Annotated in this window: 17 protein-coding genes; 6 read left to right on the forward strand and 11 right to left on the reverse strand. The window is 66.9% G+C overall.

All coding sequences use genetic code 11. The features are described 5' to 3' along the window. The first annotated feature begins 9 nt into the window (after window positions 1–9). Both B2P87_RS07600 and B2P87_RS07605 read left to right on the forward strand, forming a co-directional pair. Window positions 10–348, forward strand: coding sequence for a RidA family protein (locus B2P87_RS07600; RefSeq protein ID WP_008558530.1), 339 nt, complete (start codon window positions 10–12; stop codon window positions 346–348). Between the two features lie 108 nt (window positions 349–456). Continuing rightward, on the forward strand, window positions 457–1464 hold the full coding sequence (locus B2P87_RS07605) for an App1 family protein (protein ID WP_141889043.1): 1008 nt from the start codon (window positions 457–459) through the stop codon (window positions 1462–1464). A gap of 37 nt (window positions 1465–1501) precedes the next feature. On the opposite strand, the gene B2P87_RS07610 is transcribed toward B2P87_RS07605, so the two are convergent. From B2P87_RS07610 to B2P87_RS07640, 7 genes are all read right to left on the reverse strand, one after another. Then, the gene (locus B2P87_RS07610; RefSeq protein ID WP_141889044.1) at window positions 1502–2365 is read right to left on the reverse strand and encodes a formate/nitrite transporter family protein; all 864 of its coding nucleotides are present in this window, start codon (window positions 2363–2365) and stop codon (window positions 1502–1504) included. Between the two features lie 210 nt (window positions 2366–2575). Further along, the gene (locus B2P87_RS07615; protein ID WP_141889045.1) at window positions 2576–3940 is read right to left on the reverse strand and encodes an MATE family efflux transporter; all 1365 of its coding nucleotides are present in this window, start codon (window positions 3938–3940) and stop codon (window positions 2576–2578) included. Between the two features lie 177 nt (window positions 3941–4117). Further along, entirely contained in the window at window positions 4118–5005 is an 888-nt protein-coding gene (locus tag B2P87_RS07620; protein ID WP_141889046.1) for a glucokinase, read from the reverse strand. Further along, window positions 5002–6099 (reverse strand): ABC transporter ATP-binding protein, encoded by a 1098-nt coding sequence (locus tag B2P87_RS07625; RefSeq protein WP_141889047.1) that lies wholly within the window; start codon window positions 6097–6099, stop codon window positions 5002–5004. Before B2P87_RS07625 ends, B2P87_RS07620 begins: the two co-directional genes overlap by 4 nt. 4 nt (window positions 6100–6103) lie before the next feature. Continuing rightward, window positions 6104–7000, reverse strand: coding sequence for a carbohydrate ABC transporter permease (locus B2P87_RS07630; protein ID WP_008558552.1), 897 nt, complete (start codon window positions 6998–7000; stop codon window positions 6104–6106). Next, window positions 6993–7865 carry a carbohydrate ABC transporter permease gene (locus B2P87_RS07635; RefSeq protein ID WP_141889048.1) on the reverse strand — a complete coding sequence of 291 codons (873 nt, stop codon included), beginning with the start codon at window positions 7863–7865 and terminating at the stop codon, window positions 6993–6995. The genes B2P87_RS07630 and B2P87_RS07635 overlap by 8 nt, the downstream gene beginning before the upstream one ends. A 59-nt stretch (window positions 7866–7924) precedes the next feature. Next, window positions 7925–9169, reverse strand: coding sequence for an ABC transporter substrate-binding protein (locus B2P87_RS07640; protein WP_141889049.1), 1245 nt, complete (start codon window positions 9167–9169; stop codon window positions 7925–7927). Window positions 9170–9397: 228 nt separating this feature from the next. Between B2P87_RS07640 and B2P87_RS07645 the strand changes: the two genes are divergently transcribed. The 4 genes from B2P87_RS07645 (at window position 9398) to B2P87_RS07660 (ending at window position 13384) form a co-directional block, all read left to right on the forward strand. Further along, window positions 9398–10132, forward strand: coding sequence for a response regulator transcription factor (locus B2P87_RS07645; protein ID WP_141889050.1), 735 nt, complete (start codon window positions 9398–9400; stop codon window positions 10130–10132). A gap of 5 nt (window positions 10133–10137) precedes the next feature. Then, a complete protein-coding gene (locus B2P87_RS07650; RefSeq protein ID WP_286852347.1) occupies window positions 10138–11580 on the forward strand; it encodes a sensor histidine kinase in 1443 nt (480 codons plus the stop codon). A gap of 110 nt (window positions 11581–11690) precedes the next feature. Beyond that, entirely contained in the window at window positions 11691–12536 is an 846-nt protein-coding gene (locus B2P87_RS07655; RefSeq protein ID WP_141892176.1) for a universal stress protein, read from the forward strand. A 35-nt stretch (window positions 12537–12571) separates the two neighbouring features. Further along, window positions 12572–13384: a formate/nitrite transporter family protein gene (locus B2P87_RS07660; protein ID WP_141892175.1), complete on the forward strand. Its 813-nt coding sequence runs from the start codon at window positions 12572–12574 to the stop codon at window positions 13382–13384. Window positions 13385–13391: 7 nt separating this feature from the next. Here B2P87_RS07660 and B2P87_RS07665 read toward each other — a convergent pair whose 3' ends face one another. From B2P87_RS07665 to B2P87_RS07680, 4 genes are all read right to left on the reverse strand, one after another. After that, a complete protein-coding gene (locus tag B2P87_RS07665; RefSeq protein WP_141892174.1) occupies window positions 13392–13970 on the reverse strand; it encodes an NAD(P)H-dependent oxidoreductase in 579 nt (192 codons plus the stop codon). Continuing rightward, a complete protein-coding gene (locus tag B2P87_RS07670) occupies window positions 13967–15118 on the reverse strand; it encodes a site-2 protease family protein (protein ID WP_058285646.1) in 1152 nt (383 codons plus the stop codon). The genes B2P87_RS07665 and B2P87_RS07670 overlap by 4 nt, the downstream gene beginning before the upstream one ends. A gap of 61 nt (window positions 15119–15179) precedes the next feature. Further along, window positions 15180–15893, reverse strand: a complete 714-nt coding sequence (locus B2P87_RS07675; RefSeq protein ID WP_141892177.1) for a VIT1/CCC1 transporter family protein — start codon at window positions 15891–15893, stop codon at window positions 15180–15182. 125 nt (window positions 15894–16018) lie between these two features. After that, window positions 16019–16343: hypothetical protein (locus B2P87_RS07680; protein WP_286852351.1), on the reverse strand; the 325-nt coding region annotated here is incomplete at its 5' end.

Genomic DNA, 16343 nt, shown 5'->3' on the forward strand with positions numbered 1-16343 from the left:
GAGAAGAAGATGATCGAACGGATCGAAACCGGCCCCCGCATGAGCAAGATCGTGAAGCACAACGGCGTGGCCTATCTGTGCGGCCAGGTCGGGGACGGCGCCGATGTGGCCGAACAGACCCGCGACTGCCTGTCCCGCGTCGAGGCGCTGCTGGAGAAGGCCGGCTCCTCGCCGCAGCAGATCCTGCAGGCGATTGTCTGGCTGGCCGACATGAAGGATTTTGCCGAGATGAACGCGGTCTGGGATGCCTGGGTGCCGCAAGGCCATGCCCCGGCGCGGGCCTGCGGCGAGGCCAGGCTTGCGCGGCCGGATCTGAAGGTGGAAATCATCGTCACCGCCGCCTGCTGACACGGCGCTCTAGCACAAACACCAAACCCGGCCCTTGCGTCTGACAGGGGCCGGGCACTTTACCGGCACCTCGCGCGTTGTATACCTGAAGCAGCAACGAGGTCCGATATGTTCAAGCACGCACTGCACCGCACCGCCCTTCATGCCGAAAATCTGCTGGACAGGCTGCTGCCCCGCAAGGTGCGCAGCGGCGCGGATCTGGTGATCGACCCTTACATCGGCTACGCCACGCCGGAGGCCCTGATCGTGCGCGGCCGGGTGCTGACACAGCTGCGCCACAGCGCGCCTCGCGCAGGCCAGGGGGTTTTGCGCAATGTGCGGCAGATGATTTCGCTGTTCCTGACGGATGAGGCGGCCGGGATTACGGTCTGCCACGGCGATGCCACCGCAGTCAGCGATGAAGAGGGGTATTATCAGCTGCCGCTGCCGCCGGGCCGGGCGCCGGGCTGGCATGAGATCCCGGTTGCTGTCGCGGACAGCAAAGCGCAGACCGTCTGCCCGGTGCTGATCCCGCGTCCGGATGCCCGGTTTCTGGTCATTTCCGATATTGATGACACGGTCCTGCAGACCTCCGCCTATTCGCTGGTGCGCAACCTCTGGACCACCTTCAGCGGCAATGCGCTGACACGGCATGTGTTCCCCGACTCGGCGGCCCTGCTGCGCAAGCTGTCGCAACAGGGCCGCAACCCGGTGTTCTATGTCAGCTCCTCCCCCTGGAACATGCACGCGTTTCTGGACCAGGTGTTCCGCCAGGCGGATATGGTCCGCGGCCCGATGTTCCTGCGCGACCTCGGGCTGAGCGAGACCCAGTTCATCTCCGCGGGCCATGGCAGCCACAAGGGGCAAAGCATCGATCTGCTGCTGAATGCGCACCCGGAGCTGCCTGCAATCCTGATGGGCGACACCGGCCAAAAAGATGCGTCTATCTACGGAGCGGCGGTGCGCCGCCATCCGGGCCGCATCGCCGCGGTGCTGCTGCGGGTGCCAGCAGACGGGCTGAGCGCGGACGACGAGCGCGATCTGGCAAAGCTGAGGGAAACCGGCATCACCGTGGTTGCCGCCCCCAGTTTCGACGGAGCAGCGCAGCAGCTGGAGACGATAACCGCGGGCGTGTGACGGCGGCCCGGAGGCGGGTCGCGCGGCGCTCAGACGCTCAGGTTTTCAGCCTGCCGTTCCTCTTCTCTTTTGCTTCTTCCACCTCAGGCCGGATCTGTGCCCAGGTCAGCAGGGTGAACACTGCGGTGCCGCCGATCACATTGCCTGCCAGCACCGGCAGGAAGAAGCGGAACACGGCTGGAGCCAGGGACAGCTCGCCCTGCACCATCAGAAAGGCCATCTCGACAGAGCCTGCGATGATATGGGTGAAATCCCCCAAGGCGATCAGCCAGGTGATGAGGATGATCAGCGGCAGCGCCGAGCCGTTGGCCTGGGGCAGCATCCACACCAGCGCCGCAATCAGCACGCCCGCAGGTATACCGCGCACCAGCCCTTCGGCCCACGGCATTCCGGTCGCGTGATGGCTCAGCGCCAGCATCGCGTCTGCCATCGGACCGGACATCACCGGTGTGAAGGCCAAAAAGGCGGCAGCGATGAAGGCGCCGGTGACGTTTGCTGCCAGCACCACCGCCCACAGCCGCCCCGTGCGCCCGAACGATTTCCACGTCGGGCACAAGGTCACCGGCACCACGGTGGTGATGGTGTTTTCCGTGAACAGCTGCATCCGGCCCAGAATGACCAGCACAAACCCCAGACTGTAGCCCAGATTTTCAACGATAAACCGCCAGTCCCCGTCCGGCAGGCTGGAGCGCAGGATCGCCTCGCCCCAGACCGAGAAGGAAATCAGCAGACCGGCGGCCAGACCGGACCACCACAACGCCCGCATCGGGCGCCGCAGCTCCTCTTCGCCTTCCAGCCTGATGGTCTCGAAAATCAGCTTGGCGGACAGGCCGGTGGCCTCCTCCACTGCGTCGCGTTCCTTTTGCTCTTCTGCAAGCAGGTGCTTGTCAGTGGGGGTCATTACTCGGTCTCCTGCGTGTTCGGAAAGCCCGCGCGGCGGGGCCGGGGAGGGGGCCCGCCATGCCGCAAAGGCCGCAAATGGCCCGCTGGGGTGCGCACTCTGTCCCTGATTCAACGCCCGAAACAGCGGAATGTTCCCGGCTTGGCCCAGTTTTACGGCGGGTGCGCGAGACTGCACGCACGGTCCCGGCGGGCATAAGGTCTGCGGGCCTCACGCTGTGATGTGCCGGGTGATGCGGGTGCTCTGCGGCCACAGCCCGGTGCGCCGGGCGGCCCAGACCGCCCCGGCAACCGCGCCGAGGTTGGCGGCAACGGCCGCCGCCAGGATGCCGCCGTAGCCGAAAGTCCAGACCCCAAGCCAGGCCAGCGGCACATAGATCAGCGTGATCCGCCCCAGGCTCAGCCCCATCGAGTGCAGCGCCTTGGAGCGGGCGTTCATCGCCGCGTTTGCGGTCACCAGGATGCCATAGCCGAACAGGCTCCAGCCGACGACCTGCAGGTAACGGCGTGTGTAATCCGCCGCCTCCGCGTCCTCGGCGATGGCAGCGGCGATCCAGCCGCCGCACAGGCTCAGCACCGCGCCTAGGGCAAGGCCGTACACCAGGCAGAACGCCCAGGCCTGCACCACCGCGGATTGCGCCCGGGTTTCCTTGCCCGCGCCCCAGTTCTGGCCGACCACCGGCCCGATCCCGGCAGACAGCGCCAGCAGCACCACGATCGCCAGCGACTGCACCCGCGTTGCGGCGCCGAACCCGGCGACCGCGGCGTCGCCCAGCGTGGCCACCGCAGCGGTGACCAGCGCCATGCCCGCCGGGTTGATCGCATTGGAAAACGCGGCTGGCGCGCCAACCTGGGTGATTTCCCGCAGGCTGCGCCACAGGTCCTGCCAGATCCGTCCGCACAGCTGCAGATATCCCGCATGCACGGCAAAGGCGATGGCGCCGGCCGCTGCCGCCAGCCGCCCGGCCAGCGTCGCCAGCGCCGCGCCGCCGGTTTCCATCGCCGGCACCGGCCCCCAGCCAAAGATGAACAGCGGGTTGAGCGCGATGTTCACAGCCGCCGCCAGGATCATGAACAGCGAGGCATGGACCGCATTGCCATGCGCGCGGAACAGTGCGTTGACCAGCATCATCAGCACCAAAAACGGAAATGACAGCGCCCAAAGCGGGACATAGGCGGAAATCTCCGCCATCACCTTGCCGCGCGCGCCCATCAGGGAAAAGATCTGCCCGTGCAGGGCGTAAAAGGCCAGCGCCACCAGCACCGACAACAGCAGGCCCAGCCCGGCCGCATGCAGCGACATCCGCGCTACCGCGCTGTCCTCATCCTCGCGGCCCAGGGCCTGCGATACGGCGGCGTTTGCGCCGGCCGACAGCCCGATTGCCAGCGAGGCCAGTGCCGTTGTGACCGGATAGATGAACCCAACCGCCGCCAGCGGCGCGCCGCCCAGCTGGCCCAGGAAATACGCATCGGCTAATCCGATCGACAAAACGGCCAGAATGCCCAGCGACATCGGCGCCGAAACCCGCGCCAGCGCCCGCCAGACCGGCCCTTCGGTCAGATCAGACCGCGCCATACGTGTACCTCCCGCTGCGGATGGGTGTTGCAGACCCAACGCCGCAAACGGGCGCGGCGTTCCCGGCCACCGGTAAAAGAGGTGAATGAACCAGCCGTCCCCGCCCTGCGGGGCAATCAATTACCATAACACTGATTATGGCCCCTGAAGGCAGCCCGCACGGGCAGGCCTTGCGGATCAGCGGTTGACCGTAACGGCGGCGCAGCCCTTCAGGGCCGCCGCGTCGTCGAGGATGACATACACCGGCGCCTCTATCCCGGTATCGAGGGCGAAAGGCTGGCGGAAGGCCTCCGCAAACACCTGCCGCGCCGGGGAGGCCAGCAGGCTGCGCGCCACCGCACCCGCGAAATAGATCCCCTGCGCGGGCAGAAACGCCAGCACCAAGTTGCGCGCCAGCAGCGACAGCAACTCCGCATAAAAGCCCTGAAACGCCTGCGTGCCGGCGGTATCCTCCGGGAACTGCGCCCGCACCGCCGCATACCCGCGGCCGGAGAACAGATGCTCCACCGTGCGGAACGCCCCGGCGTCGCCGGTCCGGCTGCTCAGATGCTCCGCCACGTCCAGCGGCAGGCTGACGTGGCCGTATTCCACGTTCAGGCATTGCACCCGCCCGCCCGCGTGCAGCACCGGCGACAGGTTGAAGCCGGTGCCGATGCCCGCCACCAGCCGCTGGCCGTCTCCGCCTGCATCATCCGCGGGCGCGATCACCGTATCCAGGCAGTCTGCCCCCAGATGCGGGCACGCCTGCCCCAGCGCTGCGAGGTCATTGAGCAGATGCACGCGCGCGCCATTCAGATGCCGCGACAGCGCCGCGGCGTCGAAATGCCAGTCCCGGTTGGTGAGCCGCGCGGTGGTGCCGGTGACCGGCCCGGCAATGGCAATCACCACCTCCGCCACACCGCCGGGCGCGGCGTTTTGCAGGTACTGGTCCATCACCTCCGCAAAGCCCGAATGGGCATCGTTGCGAAAGCTTTGCACCGTGTCCGCCAGCAGGACGCCGTCCCGCGCCAGCCCCAGCCGCGTATTTGTGCCGCCGGCGTCCGCGGCAAGCCGCAGCCGGGTCAATTCAGCCGCTCGCCGGTGGCGGGCGAGAAATAGGACACCTTGGACAGATCAAAGGCCAGATCCAGCATCTGCCCCGGCTGCGCCCGGGTTTCCGCATGGAGCCGCGCTGTCACCTGCTTGCCGCCCAGCTGCGAGACCACATAGGTGTCAGCGCCCGCAGGCTCCACCATGTCGATGAGGCAGGCGGCCTCCTGCACACCCTCGCCCGCGCGGAAGCCCGCCTCGGCGATGTCTTCGGGCCGCACGCCCAGGATCACGTCCTGCGGCAGGCCGGTGGCGCGGCTGTCTTTCAGCACGATCGGGGCGCTGCCGCCGCAGTCCATCTCGATCCGTGTGCCCTGCCCGTTCGGCTGCGCGCGGGCCGGGATCAGGTTCATCGCCGGGCTGCCCATGAAATCGGCCACGAACAGGTTGGCGGGCTTGTTGTAGATCTCTGCGGGCGTGCCGATCTGCTGCACCACGCCGCCTTTCATGACCACGATCTTGGTCGCCAGCGTCATTGCCTCGATCTGGTCGTGGGTGACATAGACCATGGTGGCGCCGAGGTTGTGGTGCAGCTTCTTGATCTCGGTCCGCATCTCCACGCGCAGCTTGGCGTCGAGGTTCGACAGCGGCTCGTCGAACAGGAACAGCTTGGGATCGCGCACTAGCGCCCGGCCCATCGCCACCCGCTGCCGCTGCCCGCCAGAGAGCTGACCGGGACGGCGGTCCAGCAGTGCTTCGATCTGCAGCTGCGCCGCCACTTCCTTCAGCTTGCGCGCCTGGGTGGCCGCATCGGCGCCGCGCACCTTCATGCCAAAGGTGATGTTCTTGGCCACTGTCATCGTCGGGTAGAGCGCATAGGACTGGAACACCATCGCGATGTCGCGGTCCTTGGGGCTGACTTGGGTCATGTCGCGCCCGCCGATTTCGATGCGCCCGCCGGAGATCGGCTCCAGCCCGGCGATGCAATTGAGCAGCGTGGACTTGCCGCAGCCGGAGGGGCCGACCAGCACCAGGAAGTCGCCTGGCTCGATACTGACATTGATGTCCTTCAGGATCTCGGTCGCGCCGTAGTTCTTGCGCAGGTTGGTGATGTCCAGAATAGGTGCCATGGATTTACCCCTTTACGGATCCGGCGGTCAGGCCGCGGATGAAGTATTTGCCGGCAACGGCATAGACCAGCAGCGTCGGCAGCGCGGCGATGATCGCGGCGGCCATGTCGACGTTGTATTCCTTCACGCCGGTGGTCGAGTTGACGATGTTGTTGAGCGCCACAGTCACCGGCTGGGTGCCTGCCTGGCTGAAGGAGACGCCGAACAGGAAGTCGTTCCAGATCTGGGTGAACTGCCAGATCACGGTCACGACGATGATCGGCAGCGACAGCGGCAGGAAGATCGACCAGAAGATCCGGAAGAACCCCGCGCCGTCCACCTTGGCCGCCTTCACCAGATCCTGCGGGATGGTGACATAGAAGTTGCGGAAGAACAGCGTGGTGAAGCCGATGCCATAGATCACATGGACAAAGATCAGCCCCGGAATGCTGCCCGCCAGCCCCATCAGCCCCAGCATCCGCGCCATTGGCAGCAGCACCACCTGGAACGGGATGAAGCAACCGAACAGCATCAAGGAGAAGATCAGGTTGGCTCCCTTGAACCGCCATTGCGCGATGACATAGCCATTGGCCGCCCCTAGCATGGTGGAGATCGCCACCGCAGGCACCGCGATCACCACCGAGTTCCAGAAGAACGGGCGCAGGCCCTCGCATTGGATGCCGGTGCAAGCCTCCGACCAGGCGGTGCGCCAGGCGTCGAAAGTGACCTCGCGCGGGAAGGCGATCAGGCTGCCGGTGCGGATTTCCTCCAGGCTTTTCAGCGAGGTGGTGATCATCACAAAGAGCGGCATCAGGTAGAACAGGGCAAACAGGCCCAGGAGGGTGAACAGCAGCCAGCGCAGGGCGATACGGCTCCAGTTCTGCGCAGGCGCGCGGGCGGGGGCAAGCGTCGCATCAGTCATGTTTGGCCCTCAGCTCGGAGTAGAGGTAGGGAACGATGATCGCAAAAACCACAGCCATCATCACCATGGCGGAGCTTGCCGCCTGGCCGATGTCGCCGCGGGAGAAGGCCATCGTGTACATATAGGTGGCGGGCAGGTCGGTGGCATAGCCGGGGCCGCCGCCGGTCAGCGCAATCACCAGGTCGAAGCTCTTGATCGCCAGATGCGCCAGCACGATGAAGGCAGACAGGAAGATCGGCGCCATCGAGGGGATGATGATCGCGGTATAGATCCGCCAGGCCGGGATGCCATCGACCTGCGCGGCCTTGATAATCTCGCCATCGACCCCGCGCAGGCCCGCAAGAAACAGCGCCATCACGAACCCGGACGCCTGCCAGACACCGGCGATTACCACCGCATAAATCGCCTTGTCCGGGTTGATCACCCAGTCGAAGGTGAAGCTCTCAAACCCCCAGCCGCGCACCATGGCCTCGATGCCCAGACCCGGGTTCATGATCCACTTCCAAGCGGTGCCGGTCACGATCAGCGACAGCGCCATCGGATACAGGTAGATGGTGCGCAGAACGCCCTCGGTGCGGATCTTCTGGTCCAGCAAGATCGCCAGCATCAGGCCCAGCAGCATCGAGATCAGGATGAACAGGGTGCCGAACACAAACAGGTTCGACATCGCGGTGTCCCAGCGCGGCGCATTGAACAGGCGCTCGTATTGGATCAGTCCTTCAATCTCGTATTTCGGCAGCAGGCGGGAGCGGGTCAGCGACACCCAGGCGGTCCAGATGATGAAGCCGTAGACAAACACCAGCACCGCGGCGAAGGACGGTGCCAGCACCATCTTCGGTATATGACGTTCTAGCCATTGGGACATTGTAACGGCCCTTGCATAAGCGGCCCCGCACCCCGAAGGACGCGAGGCCCGGGGGAGGATCACATGGAGTTGGCGACAGCGTCGGCCAGCATCTGCACGGCCTCGTCCGAGGACATGTCGGAGTTGAAATGCGCGGTCACCACGTCGGTGATGGCGCCGGCTTGCGCGCCGCGCAGCGCCATGCCGTGGGCATAGCTCGGCAGCAGAGAGCCGTTTTCGGCGCTTTCGCCCATATCCTTGGCCGACAGATGTGCGCAGGAGTCAAATGCGTCCAGTTTCACATCGACCCGCGCCGGGATCGAACCCTTGTTGAGGTTGAACACCTCCTGGAACTTCGGCCCGACGATCAGCTTGGCCAACAGGTCCTGCCCGGCCTGCTTGTCCTCGCCGTCGACCTCGAACATGGCGAAGCTGTCGACGTTATAAAGGAACCCGTCGCCCGGCACCGAAGCGCAGAGGAAATCCTTGCCCGGCTCCTTGCCCGCGGCCAGGAATTCGCCCTTGGCCCAGTCGCCCATGATCTGGAACGCGGCCTCGCCGTTCATCACCATGGCGGTGGCCAGGTTCCAGTCGCGGCCCGGGAAGTTGGCGTCTACATAGCCGCGCATCTTGCGCATCTGGTCAAACACCGCGACCATCTTGCTGGACTTCAGCGTCTCCATGTCCAAGTCGACAAAGGCCTTGCGGAAATCCTCCGGCCCCAGAATGCCCAAGGCGACAGCCTCGAACACGGTGGCGTCCTGCCAGGCCTGGCCGCCATGCGCCAGCGGGGTGACGCCCGCCGCCAGCAGCTTGTCCGCGGCGGCGTTGAACTCCTCCCAGGTCGTTGGCATCTCGATACCGCTGGCCTCCAGAACCGCCGCATTGGCCCAGATCCAGTCGACCCGGTGGACGTTCACCGGCGCGGCGCACCATTTGCCCTCGCATTTCATATGCTCGGCGATGGAGCCGGGCAGCACATCCGCCCAGCCCTCAGCCTCCGCGACAGAGGAGATATCGGCCAGCACGCCTTCCTCGTACCATTCCTGGATCGCCGGGCCTTTCAGCTGCACCGCGGTCGGCGCGTTGCCGGAGAGCACCCGGGCGCGCAGCGCGGTCATCGCCGCATCGCCGCCGCCGCCGGCCACCGGCATGTCGGTCCAGGTGCCGCCGTTATCGGCAAACTCCTGTTGCAAGACGGCCGCCGATTTGGCCTCGCCGCCGGATGTCCACCAGTGCAGAACTTCGGCCTGCGGTCCGGCCACTGCCGGGGCCGCGCAGGCCAGTGCCACGGCCGAGACGGCCGCAAAAGCGGTGCGTTTCATCGCTTATTCCTCCCTTATGTGCAGGCCGCTCCCCGCAGCCTTCCCCATCAGCTTGCAAAACCGCGGGGCCGCTTTTCAATCGCTCAGCACAGCCTGGGGCGCGGGCCGCAGCAGTTTTTCCGCCGGGCTGTTACCTGTTGTTACGCAGCAATTGATTTTGTTGCATGATGTTACAGACAAACGGGCGGGACAGCCACAACCGGCGGTCTTCGGGGAGGATACGGACAGATGGCGATTCCGCGGCTTCTAGTGGTGGATGACGATACTGAGACGCGCATGATGCTGACCCAGTACCTGCGCCAGAACGGCTTTATCGCCCTGCCCTGCGCCAGCGAGGCGGACATCCGCGCCCAGATCGGCGCGGGCCGGATCGACCTGATCCTGCTCGACGTGATGCTGGGCGACGAAAACGGGGTGGAGATCTGCACCCGCCTGCGCGCCGGGCAGGATGTTCCGATCATCCTGGTGTCGGCCCTGTCCGCCGACCACCAGCGGATGGCGGGATATGAATCCGGCGCCGACGACTACATCGCCAAGCCGTTCAACCCTGACCTGCTGCTGGCCCGCGTCCGCGCCGTGCTGCAGCGCGCGCGCCGCTCCTCCTCGCTGATCTACCGGCGCAGCGTGGCGACCTTCCGCTTTGCCGGCTGGACCTATGACGCCAAGCGGGACGAGGTGATCTCGCCTGCGGGCGTGCAGGTGGCGCTGTCGCGGCGCGAGACCGGCTTGCTCAAGGTGTTTCTGGCCAACCCGCACATCCCGCTCACGCGCGAGGAGATCGCCGCGGCGCTGGATGTGACCGGCGAGGGCGGCAGCGATGAGGGATCGGGCCGCGCCATCGACGTGCTGGTGGGCCGCCTGCGCTCCAAGATCGAACAGACCCCCAAGGAGCCGAAACTGCTGCGCACCGAGCGCGGCACCGGCTATGTCCTTGCGGTGGATGTCGAAACCGGCGGGGACTGACGCCGGTGGCGCTGCGGCTCAGAACACGGGGGCTGATCCTGCTGGCGCTGGCCTTTGCCGCGGGGCTGGCGGCAGCCTGGGCCTGGGCCCGCTCCAGCGCCAGCTGGCAGGCGCACCAGACCCGCGCCGCGATTGCGGGCATTGCCTTGGACGGCACCCTGCGCCGCGGCGCCGCGCCGCCTGAAGGGGTGGTTGTCACCCCGGTGGACCCGGCGCAGGCTGCGTTTCTGGCCAGCGGCGATTACCTGCGGCTGGACGGTATCCCGAAACCGGCTTTCTTCACCTATGTCTCTCTCCTCGACAGCGGCCCCGATCCCCTGTCGGGCGAGGTTCTGGCGTTGGTCATCGCCTCCCCGGACCTGCGCTATCCGGTGGCGGAACTGCCGCCCGCGGGCGGCCAGTCCGCGGCAGAGAAACTGGGCGCTGCCACCCGGCTGCTGGCTGCCTATTGCAGCGAACCGGTGATCTTTGCCCGCGCAGGCTATGGCCCGTGGCAGCGGGTGGACGGCACCGCGGTCTGGGGCTGCTCCGCCGCGCCCCGCGACCTGCGCCTGCCGGCGGTGCTGCTGTCGCTGCTGGCCCTGGCGGTGCTGGCGACGCTGGTGATGGACACCTCGGCCCATTTCGACCGCTTCGCCCGCGCCCTGCGCGACCGCCGCCGCCTGGGCGGGCCGGACGCCTATGCGCTGCAGGGCCCGGGAGAGCTGCAGGAGATCGTGACGGCGGTGAACAGCTACCTTGAGACCGAGCGCGAACAGCTTGCCAGCCGGGCTGCGGTACTGTCCGGGGTCAGCCACGACCTTGGCACCCCCGCCACCCGCCTGCGGCTGCGCGCGGCGCTGATCCAGGACGCGGAGCTGCGGCAGAAGTTCGAGACCGACCTGGACGCCATGACCGGCATGATCGAAAGCGTGCTGACCTACACCCGGGCCGAGATGAGCGCCGAAACCCCGCGCCGCCTCTCCCTCACCTCGCTGGTGGAGGCGGTCGCAGCCGATTACCAGGACTTCGGCAAGCCGGTCGAACTGCTGCGCCCCGCGCCGCAGGTGGCGGCAGGCGGGCGGTCGGTCTTTACCTCCGCCGCCGGCCGCAGCGCGATGCCGCCGGACCAGCCGATGCTGGTGGTGGCGCGCCCGGTGTCCTTGCAGCGGGCGGTCACGAACCTGATCGACAATGCGCTGAAATACGGCCGCCGCGCCGCCATCGGCCTCAGCGCCACCGCCGATCACGCCATTATCACGGTCGAGGACGAAGGCTCCGGCATGACCGCCGCCGAAATCACGGAGGTGATCGCCCCGTTCCGCCGCGGCGATAACACGCGGGCCATCGACGGCTTCGGGCTGGGGCTGACGATTGCGGCCACCGTTGCCGAACAGCACGGCGGGCGGCTCTACTTCGAGGACGGCCGCCGCGGCCTGCGCGCCTGCCTTGAGATCTGCCGCAACTGACCGCGCCCGGACGCATTGATCAGGATCATGGGCATCCGCCGCAGGGACTGGTTTAATGGTCGAAGCGGCACATCCGGCGTCTGCCGCGCTGACCGGAGAGGAGGCCCGCCATGCACCGCAGAACGTTGCTCTTTGCAATCAGCAGCAGCACCAGCGACACCGCCATCACCGCCGCCGCCGAGGCCGCCCGCGAACAGCAGGCGCATCTGGCCTGCCTGCTGCTCAGGACGCTGCCCGGCATGCCCCATTTCGCCTATGGCGCCTCTGCCTACGGCGTGATGGCGGTGCCGGATGAATGGCTGGAAACCCTGCAAAGCTGCCGCACCGCCCAGGCCGCCCGCGCGGCAGAGGTGGAGGCGCTGCTGTCGCGCAGCAACACCGCGGGCGACGTGCAGTATGCGACCGGCAGCGACGCGGACATCCGGCTGCTGGCCGCCCGCCGGGCGCTTTCCTGCGACATTGCCGAGGCCGCGGACGGCCTGCGCGAGGATCCGGAGGTGTTCCGCGATGCGGTGCACGGCATCCTGTTCGGCGCGCCGGTGCCGCTGATGGTGAACGGCAGCCCCCTGGCCCCGCGCAAACGCATCTTCCTGGCCTGGAACAGCAGCCTGTCCGCCGCCCGCGCGGCCCATGCCGCCCTGCCCTATTTCAAGGTCGCGGAAGAGGTGGTGATCGGCTGCTTCGACCCGGACATGAGCGACACGCGCGACGGCGAGGACCCCGGCGCGGACATGGCCGCCTGGCTCAGCCACCACGGCTGCACCGTCACCCTGTCGCAATTTCCCAGCGGCGGCCGCGATACCGGCTCCGCCATTCAGGACCGCGCGCGCGAGGCCGGCGCGGATCTGGCGGTGATGGGCGCCTACGGCCATTCCCGCCTGCGCCAGGCGGTGTTCGGCGGCACCACCCGCAGCCTGCTGGAGCAGACCGCCCTGCCGGTCCTGTTTGCCCATTGACCCGCAGCCGCCGCCCAGCCGCAAGGGAGCAGCCGATGACGGACCCCGCCGCGTTCAATGCCTATAAACCCGCTGAAATCGCCGCACTGGTGGAAACCGCCGGCGTTGCCAAGGCGCGGCTGCCGCTGCCGCAGATGTTTGTGCTGGCGATGCTGGCGGGCGCCTTCATCGGCTTTGGCGCCGCCGCCTATACCACTGCGATGACCGGCGCGGACAGCGCGTCAGGCCCGGTGCGGGTGCTGGGCGGCGCGGTGTTCTCGCTGGGCCTCATTCTGGTGGTGGTGGGCGGCGCCGAGCTGTTCACCGGCAACGTGCTGATGGTGATCGCCGCGGTGGACCGCAAGATCCGGCTCAGGCGGCTGTGGCGCAGCTGGGCCATCGTCTATGCCGGCAACCTTGCAGGCGCCGCAGGCCTCGCCGCCGCCTTTGCCTTCACCGGCCTGCTGGACGGCCCGGCGGGCGCCACCGCCGCCCGTATCGCCGAGGCGAAATCCGCCCTTTCCCCGGTGGAGGCCTTTCTGCGCGGCGCCCTGTGCAACGGGCTGGTGTGCCTGGCGGTCTGGCTCTCCTTCGCGGCCCGCACGGCGGCGGGCAAGATCCTTGCGGTGCTCTGGCCGATCACCGCCTTTGTGCTCCTGGGGCTGGAGCATTCGGTGGCCAACATGTTCTTCTTCCCGCAGGGCTGGGCCGCCGGTGCCGATGTTTCCCTCCATGCCGCTGCGGCCAATCTGTTCTGGGTGACGCTGGGCAATATCGCGGGCGGCGCCGGCGGGGTCGCCTTTGCCTACTGGTTCGCCTATCTGGGCCGCACCGCCCCGGCGGCCGGCAAGGCGCAGCGCAAGCGGTGACGCCCGCTCAGCGGGCCGCGGCCCCGTCGCTTGCGGCCTCCGCCAGATAGGCCACCCGCCTTTCCGCCCGCTTGTCGTCGACCATGCCGCAAACCGTCCAGCGGACCGGCCTGATGCCGCAGAACTTCAGGATGTTGCGTTCGAAACTGCGCAGCGAATGGGCAAAGTAGAACCAGCGGTAGAAAGCGGACGGCATCCCCATGGTGACGATGATCCGCGCGCTCTTCCCCTTCAGCTTGGGGTGCCAGCCCTTATCTCCGACGGTAAAGGCGAACTGCTCGCGGAACACCTGTTCCAGCCAGGCCTTCAGCAGCGCGGGCATGGTGCCCAGCCACAGCGGATAGACAAACACCAGGTGATCCGCTGCTGCCACCGCCTGCTGGCCGCGGGCAACATAGTCCGGCAGTTCTTCCGCTTGCCATTCTGCGCGGCTGCGCAGGCAGGTAACGCCGCTGGCGGCCACCTCGATGACCTCCACTTCATGGCCCGCGTCCCTGGCGCCCTTGGCATAGCTCTGCGCCAGCGCGTGGCAGAAATGCGCCTGGCTGCTGTCCGGGTGGCCCTGAATGATCAGTATCCGTGTCATGTGTTCTCCCCCTTGCCGCCCATCCGCCGCACCTCCTGCAGCAAGGCTATGTATCCGGTAAGGTCCGTCAGGGTGATCACCCCCAGCAGGCGGCCCTTGTCGGTGACCAGAAACTTGCGCCGCCCGGTCTCCGAGATCTTCCGCATCAGCGCATCGGCCTGCATCTGAGGCGCGACCGAGTTGCTGCCGTCGGGCGGCTGATAGACCTCCTCCACCGGAGTCTGCGCCCACCGCTCCTGCGGCACCCGCGCTAGGTCCTGGGTGTCGGTGCAGCCCAGCAGCACGCCCTGCTGCACCACCGGCACAAAGCTCTTGCGCTCGGGCAGCAGCACTTGGTTCGCCAGCGCCTGCAGGCTGATCTCCGGGCCCACGGTCACCGGATCGCGGGTCATCAGGTCGGCCACGGTCTTGCCCTTGAAGGCGGCGGTTTGCAGCTGATGGGCATAGGTGCCCTTGGCCGCCGACAGCACAAAGACCCCGATCAGCACCTGCCACAGCGCCGCCACCGGATTGCCGGAGAACAACCCAAGCAGCCCGTAGAGAATAAGCGCATAGGCAAAATAGCTGCTGATCCGGGTGGCGGTCCGGGTCGCCGCCAGCAGGTCGCGGCTGCGGCTCCACAGCCAGGCCCGCAGGATGCGGCCGCCGTCCAGCGGAAAGGCCGGCACCAGGTTGAACACCGCCAGCACCAGGTTGATCAGCGCCAGATAGCCCAGCACCGGGTTCAGCGCCCCGCCCGGCACCAGCGCCCAGCCGATCTGCGCCAGCAGCCAGAAGCCAAAGGCCAGCGCAAAGCTCATCAGCGGCCCGGCGATGGCAATCCAGAATTCGCTGACGGCGGTCTTGGGTTCCGAGCCCAGCTCTGCCACGCCGCCGAAGATGAACAGGGTGATGCCCTTGATCTCCACCCCGAACCGCCGCGCCACCACGGAATGCGACATCTCGTGCAGGATCAGCGAGGCAAAGAAGCCGAGCATCGCCAGAACCGCCAGCAGCAGGTAAACCGCCTGCCCCGCCCCGGGATAGGACATCGGAAAGAACTGCGTGGCCAGGCTCCAGGTGATCAGCGCCGCGATCAGCAGCCAGCTGGGGTCGACCTTGATGTCAAACCCCTGCAGCCGCGCGATCCTGACTGCGTTTGAGAACATGAAACTCCCCCCTCCTGCCGCAATTAATAGCGCTGCCGCGCCGATCCCCCATTGATCCGGCTCAACCCCGGAACAGGCTGCCCGCGCCATAGGCCAGCGCCGCCGCGCAGGAGCCGATCAGCAGCGTTTCCAGCCCCGAAATCCACCAGGGCGACAGCGACCAGATGCTTTTGCTGGCGCCGATGGCAAAAAACACCAGCCCCGTCGCCGCCGAGGCCAGCAGGAACGGGTCCGGCAGTCCCAGGATGAACGGCAGCAGCGGCACGATCCCGGCCAGCATGAAGGCCAGAAACGTGGTCAGCGCCGCCGCCACCGGGTTGGGCTCCGCAGGCCCCAGCCCGTATTCGCTGGCCAGCATCAGCGAAATCCACTTCTCGGGCTTGGCCGCCACCGCCTTCACCGCGCCCTCCAGCACCCCGCCGCTCAGGCCCAGCTCCTGCAGAATCTGGCGCAGCTCCTCGCGCTCGCCCTCCGGATAGTCGCGGATATGGCTTTGCTCCACCCGGTACAGCCGCCGCCGGTCGTCCAGATCCGCCTTGGTCCCCAGGTAATTGGCGGCGGCCATCGAAAAGCCGTCCGCCAGCACATTGGCAATCCCCAGCGCGATGATCACTGACGAGTTAAACCCCGCCCCCTCGACCCCCGCCGCAATGGCAAAGGTCGTCACCGCGCCGTCGATGCCGCCGTAAACCGCATCCCGCAGCCGCCCCTCCTTCCTGCTGCCTTGCAGGCGGCGGGCGATCTCTTCCCTGCTGTGCCCGTGTTCCGCTTTCATGGCCCCATGATCCGCCAAGCGGGCCCCCGCCGCCTTGAGCGAGGTCAAGCCGTTGCCGCTGTGCGGCGCCGCATAGTTTTCCATCAAGGCTCCGCCAAGCCTTTGATTTTGTGCCAGCGGAGAACTCACGCTCGCACCAGTCTTTCCTGTTGCGACCCATAGGTTTTCCATCGACGGAAGCAGACTTTCATGTCCCGGGCAGCGAAAGCCTGGACCTGTCGCGGAATTCCTCGGTCGGCCGTGATGCCATCTGTGTTCGCCTTTGCGACACGATACGTGGTCAAAGGAGCGGCACAATCCCGCGACAGGTCCAATTCTGAAATCACGAACTCGCGCAGCACCGGCCAAAGTGAAAATTCGCTGCGAACTGCTTCAAAGGCGGCGAACTGCGCATTTTGCCTGCGGCAATCCATAGGAAGGGCGGAAAGCGGCTCTCTGTTTGCGGGATCG

Source organism: Leisingera sp. UBA4491 (assembly GCF_002388965.1).
GTDB classification, from domain to species: Bacteria; Pseudomonadota; Alphaproteobacteria; order Rhodobacterales; family Rhodobacteraceae; genus Leisingera; species Leisingera aquaemixtae.

What these genes read in the sequence shown, in the direction of transcription:
- B2P87_RS07600 (WP_008558530.1), top strand. Translation starts at nt 10, where the DNA reads ATGATCGAACGGATCGAAACCGGCCCCCGCATGAGCAAGATCGTGAAG.
- B2P87_RS07605 (WP_141889043.1), top strand. Translation starts at nt 457, where the DNA reads ATGTTCAAGCACGCACTGCACCGCACCGCCCTTCATGCCGAAAATCTG.
- B2P87_RS07610 (WP_141889044.1), bottom strand. Translation starts at nt 2,365, where the DNA reads ATGACCCCCACTGACAAGCACCTGCTTGCAGAAGAGCAAAAGGAACGC.
- B2P87_RS07615 (WP_141889045.1), bottom strand. Translation starts at nt 3,940, where the DNA reads ATGGCGCGGTCTGATCTGACCGAAGGGCCGGTCTGGCGGGCGCTGGCG.
- B2P87_RS07625 (WP_141889047.1), bottom strand. Translation starts at nt 6,099, where the DNA reads ATGGCACCTATTCTGGACATCACCAACCTGCGCAAGAACTACGGCGCG.
- B2P87_RS07630 (WP_008558552.1), bottom strand. Translation starts at nt 7,000, where the DNA reads ATGACTGATGCGACGCTTGCCCCCGCCCGCGCGCCTGCGCAGAACTGG.
- B2P87_RS07635 (WP_141889048.1), bottom strand. Translation starts at nt 7,865, where the DNA reads ATGTCCCAATGGCTAGAACGTCATATACCGAAGATGGTGCTGGCACCG.
- B2P87_RS07640 (WP_141889049.1), bottom strand. Translation starts at nt 9,169, where the DNA reads ATGAAACGCACCGCTTTTGCGGCCGTCTCGGCCGTGGCACTGGCCTGC.
- B2P87_RS07645 (WP_141889050.1), top strand. Translation starts at nt 9,398, where the DNA reads ATGGCGATTCCGCGGCTTCTAGTGGTGGATGACGATACTGAGACGCGC.
- B2P87_RS07655 (WP_141892176.1), top strand. Translation starts at nt 11,691, where the DNA reads ATGCACCGCAGAACGTTGCTCTTTGCAATCAGCAGCAGCACCAGCGAC.
- B2P87_RS07660 (WP_141892175.1), top strand. Translation starts at nt 12,572, where the DNA reads ATGACGGACCCCGCCGCGTTCAATGCCTATAAACCCGCTGAAATCGCC.
- B2P87_RS07665 (WP_141892174.1), bottom strand. Translation starts at nt 13,970, where the DNA reads ATGACACGGATACTGATCATTCAGGGCCACCCGGACAGCAGCCAGGCG.
- B2P87_RS07670 (WP_058285646.1), bottom strand. Translation starts at nt 15,118, where the DNA reads ATGTTCTCAAACGCAGTCAGGATCGCGCGGCTGCAGGGGTTTGACATC.
- B2P87_RS07675 (WP_141892177.1), bottom strand. Translation starts at nt 15,893, where the DNA reads ATGAAAGCGGAACACGGGCACAGCAGGGAAGAGATCGCCCGCCGCCTG.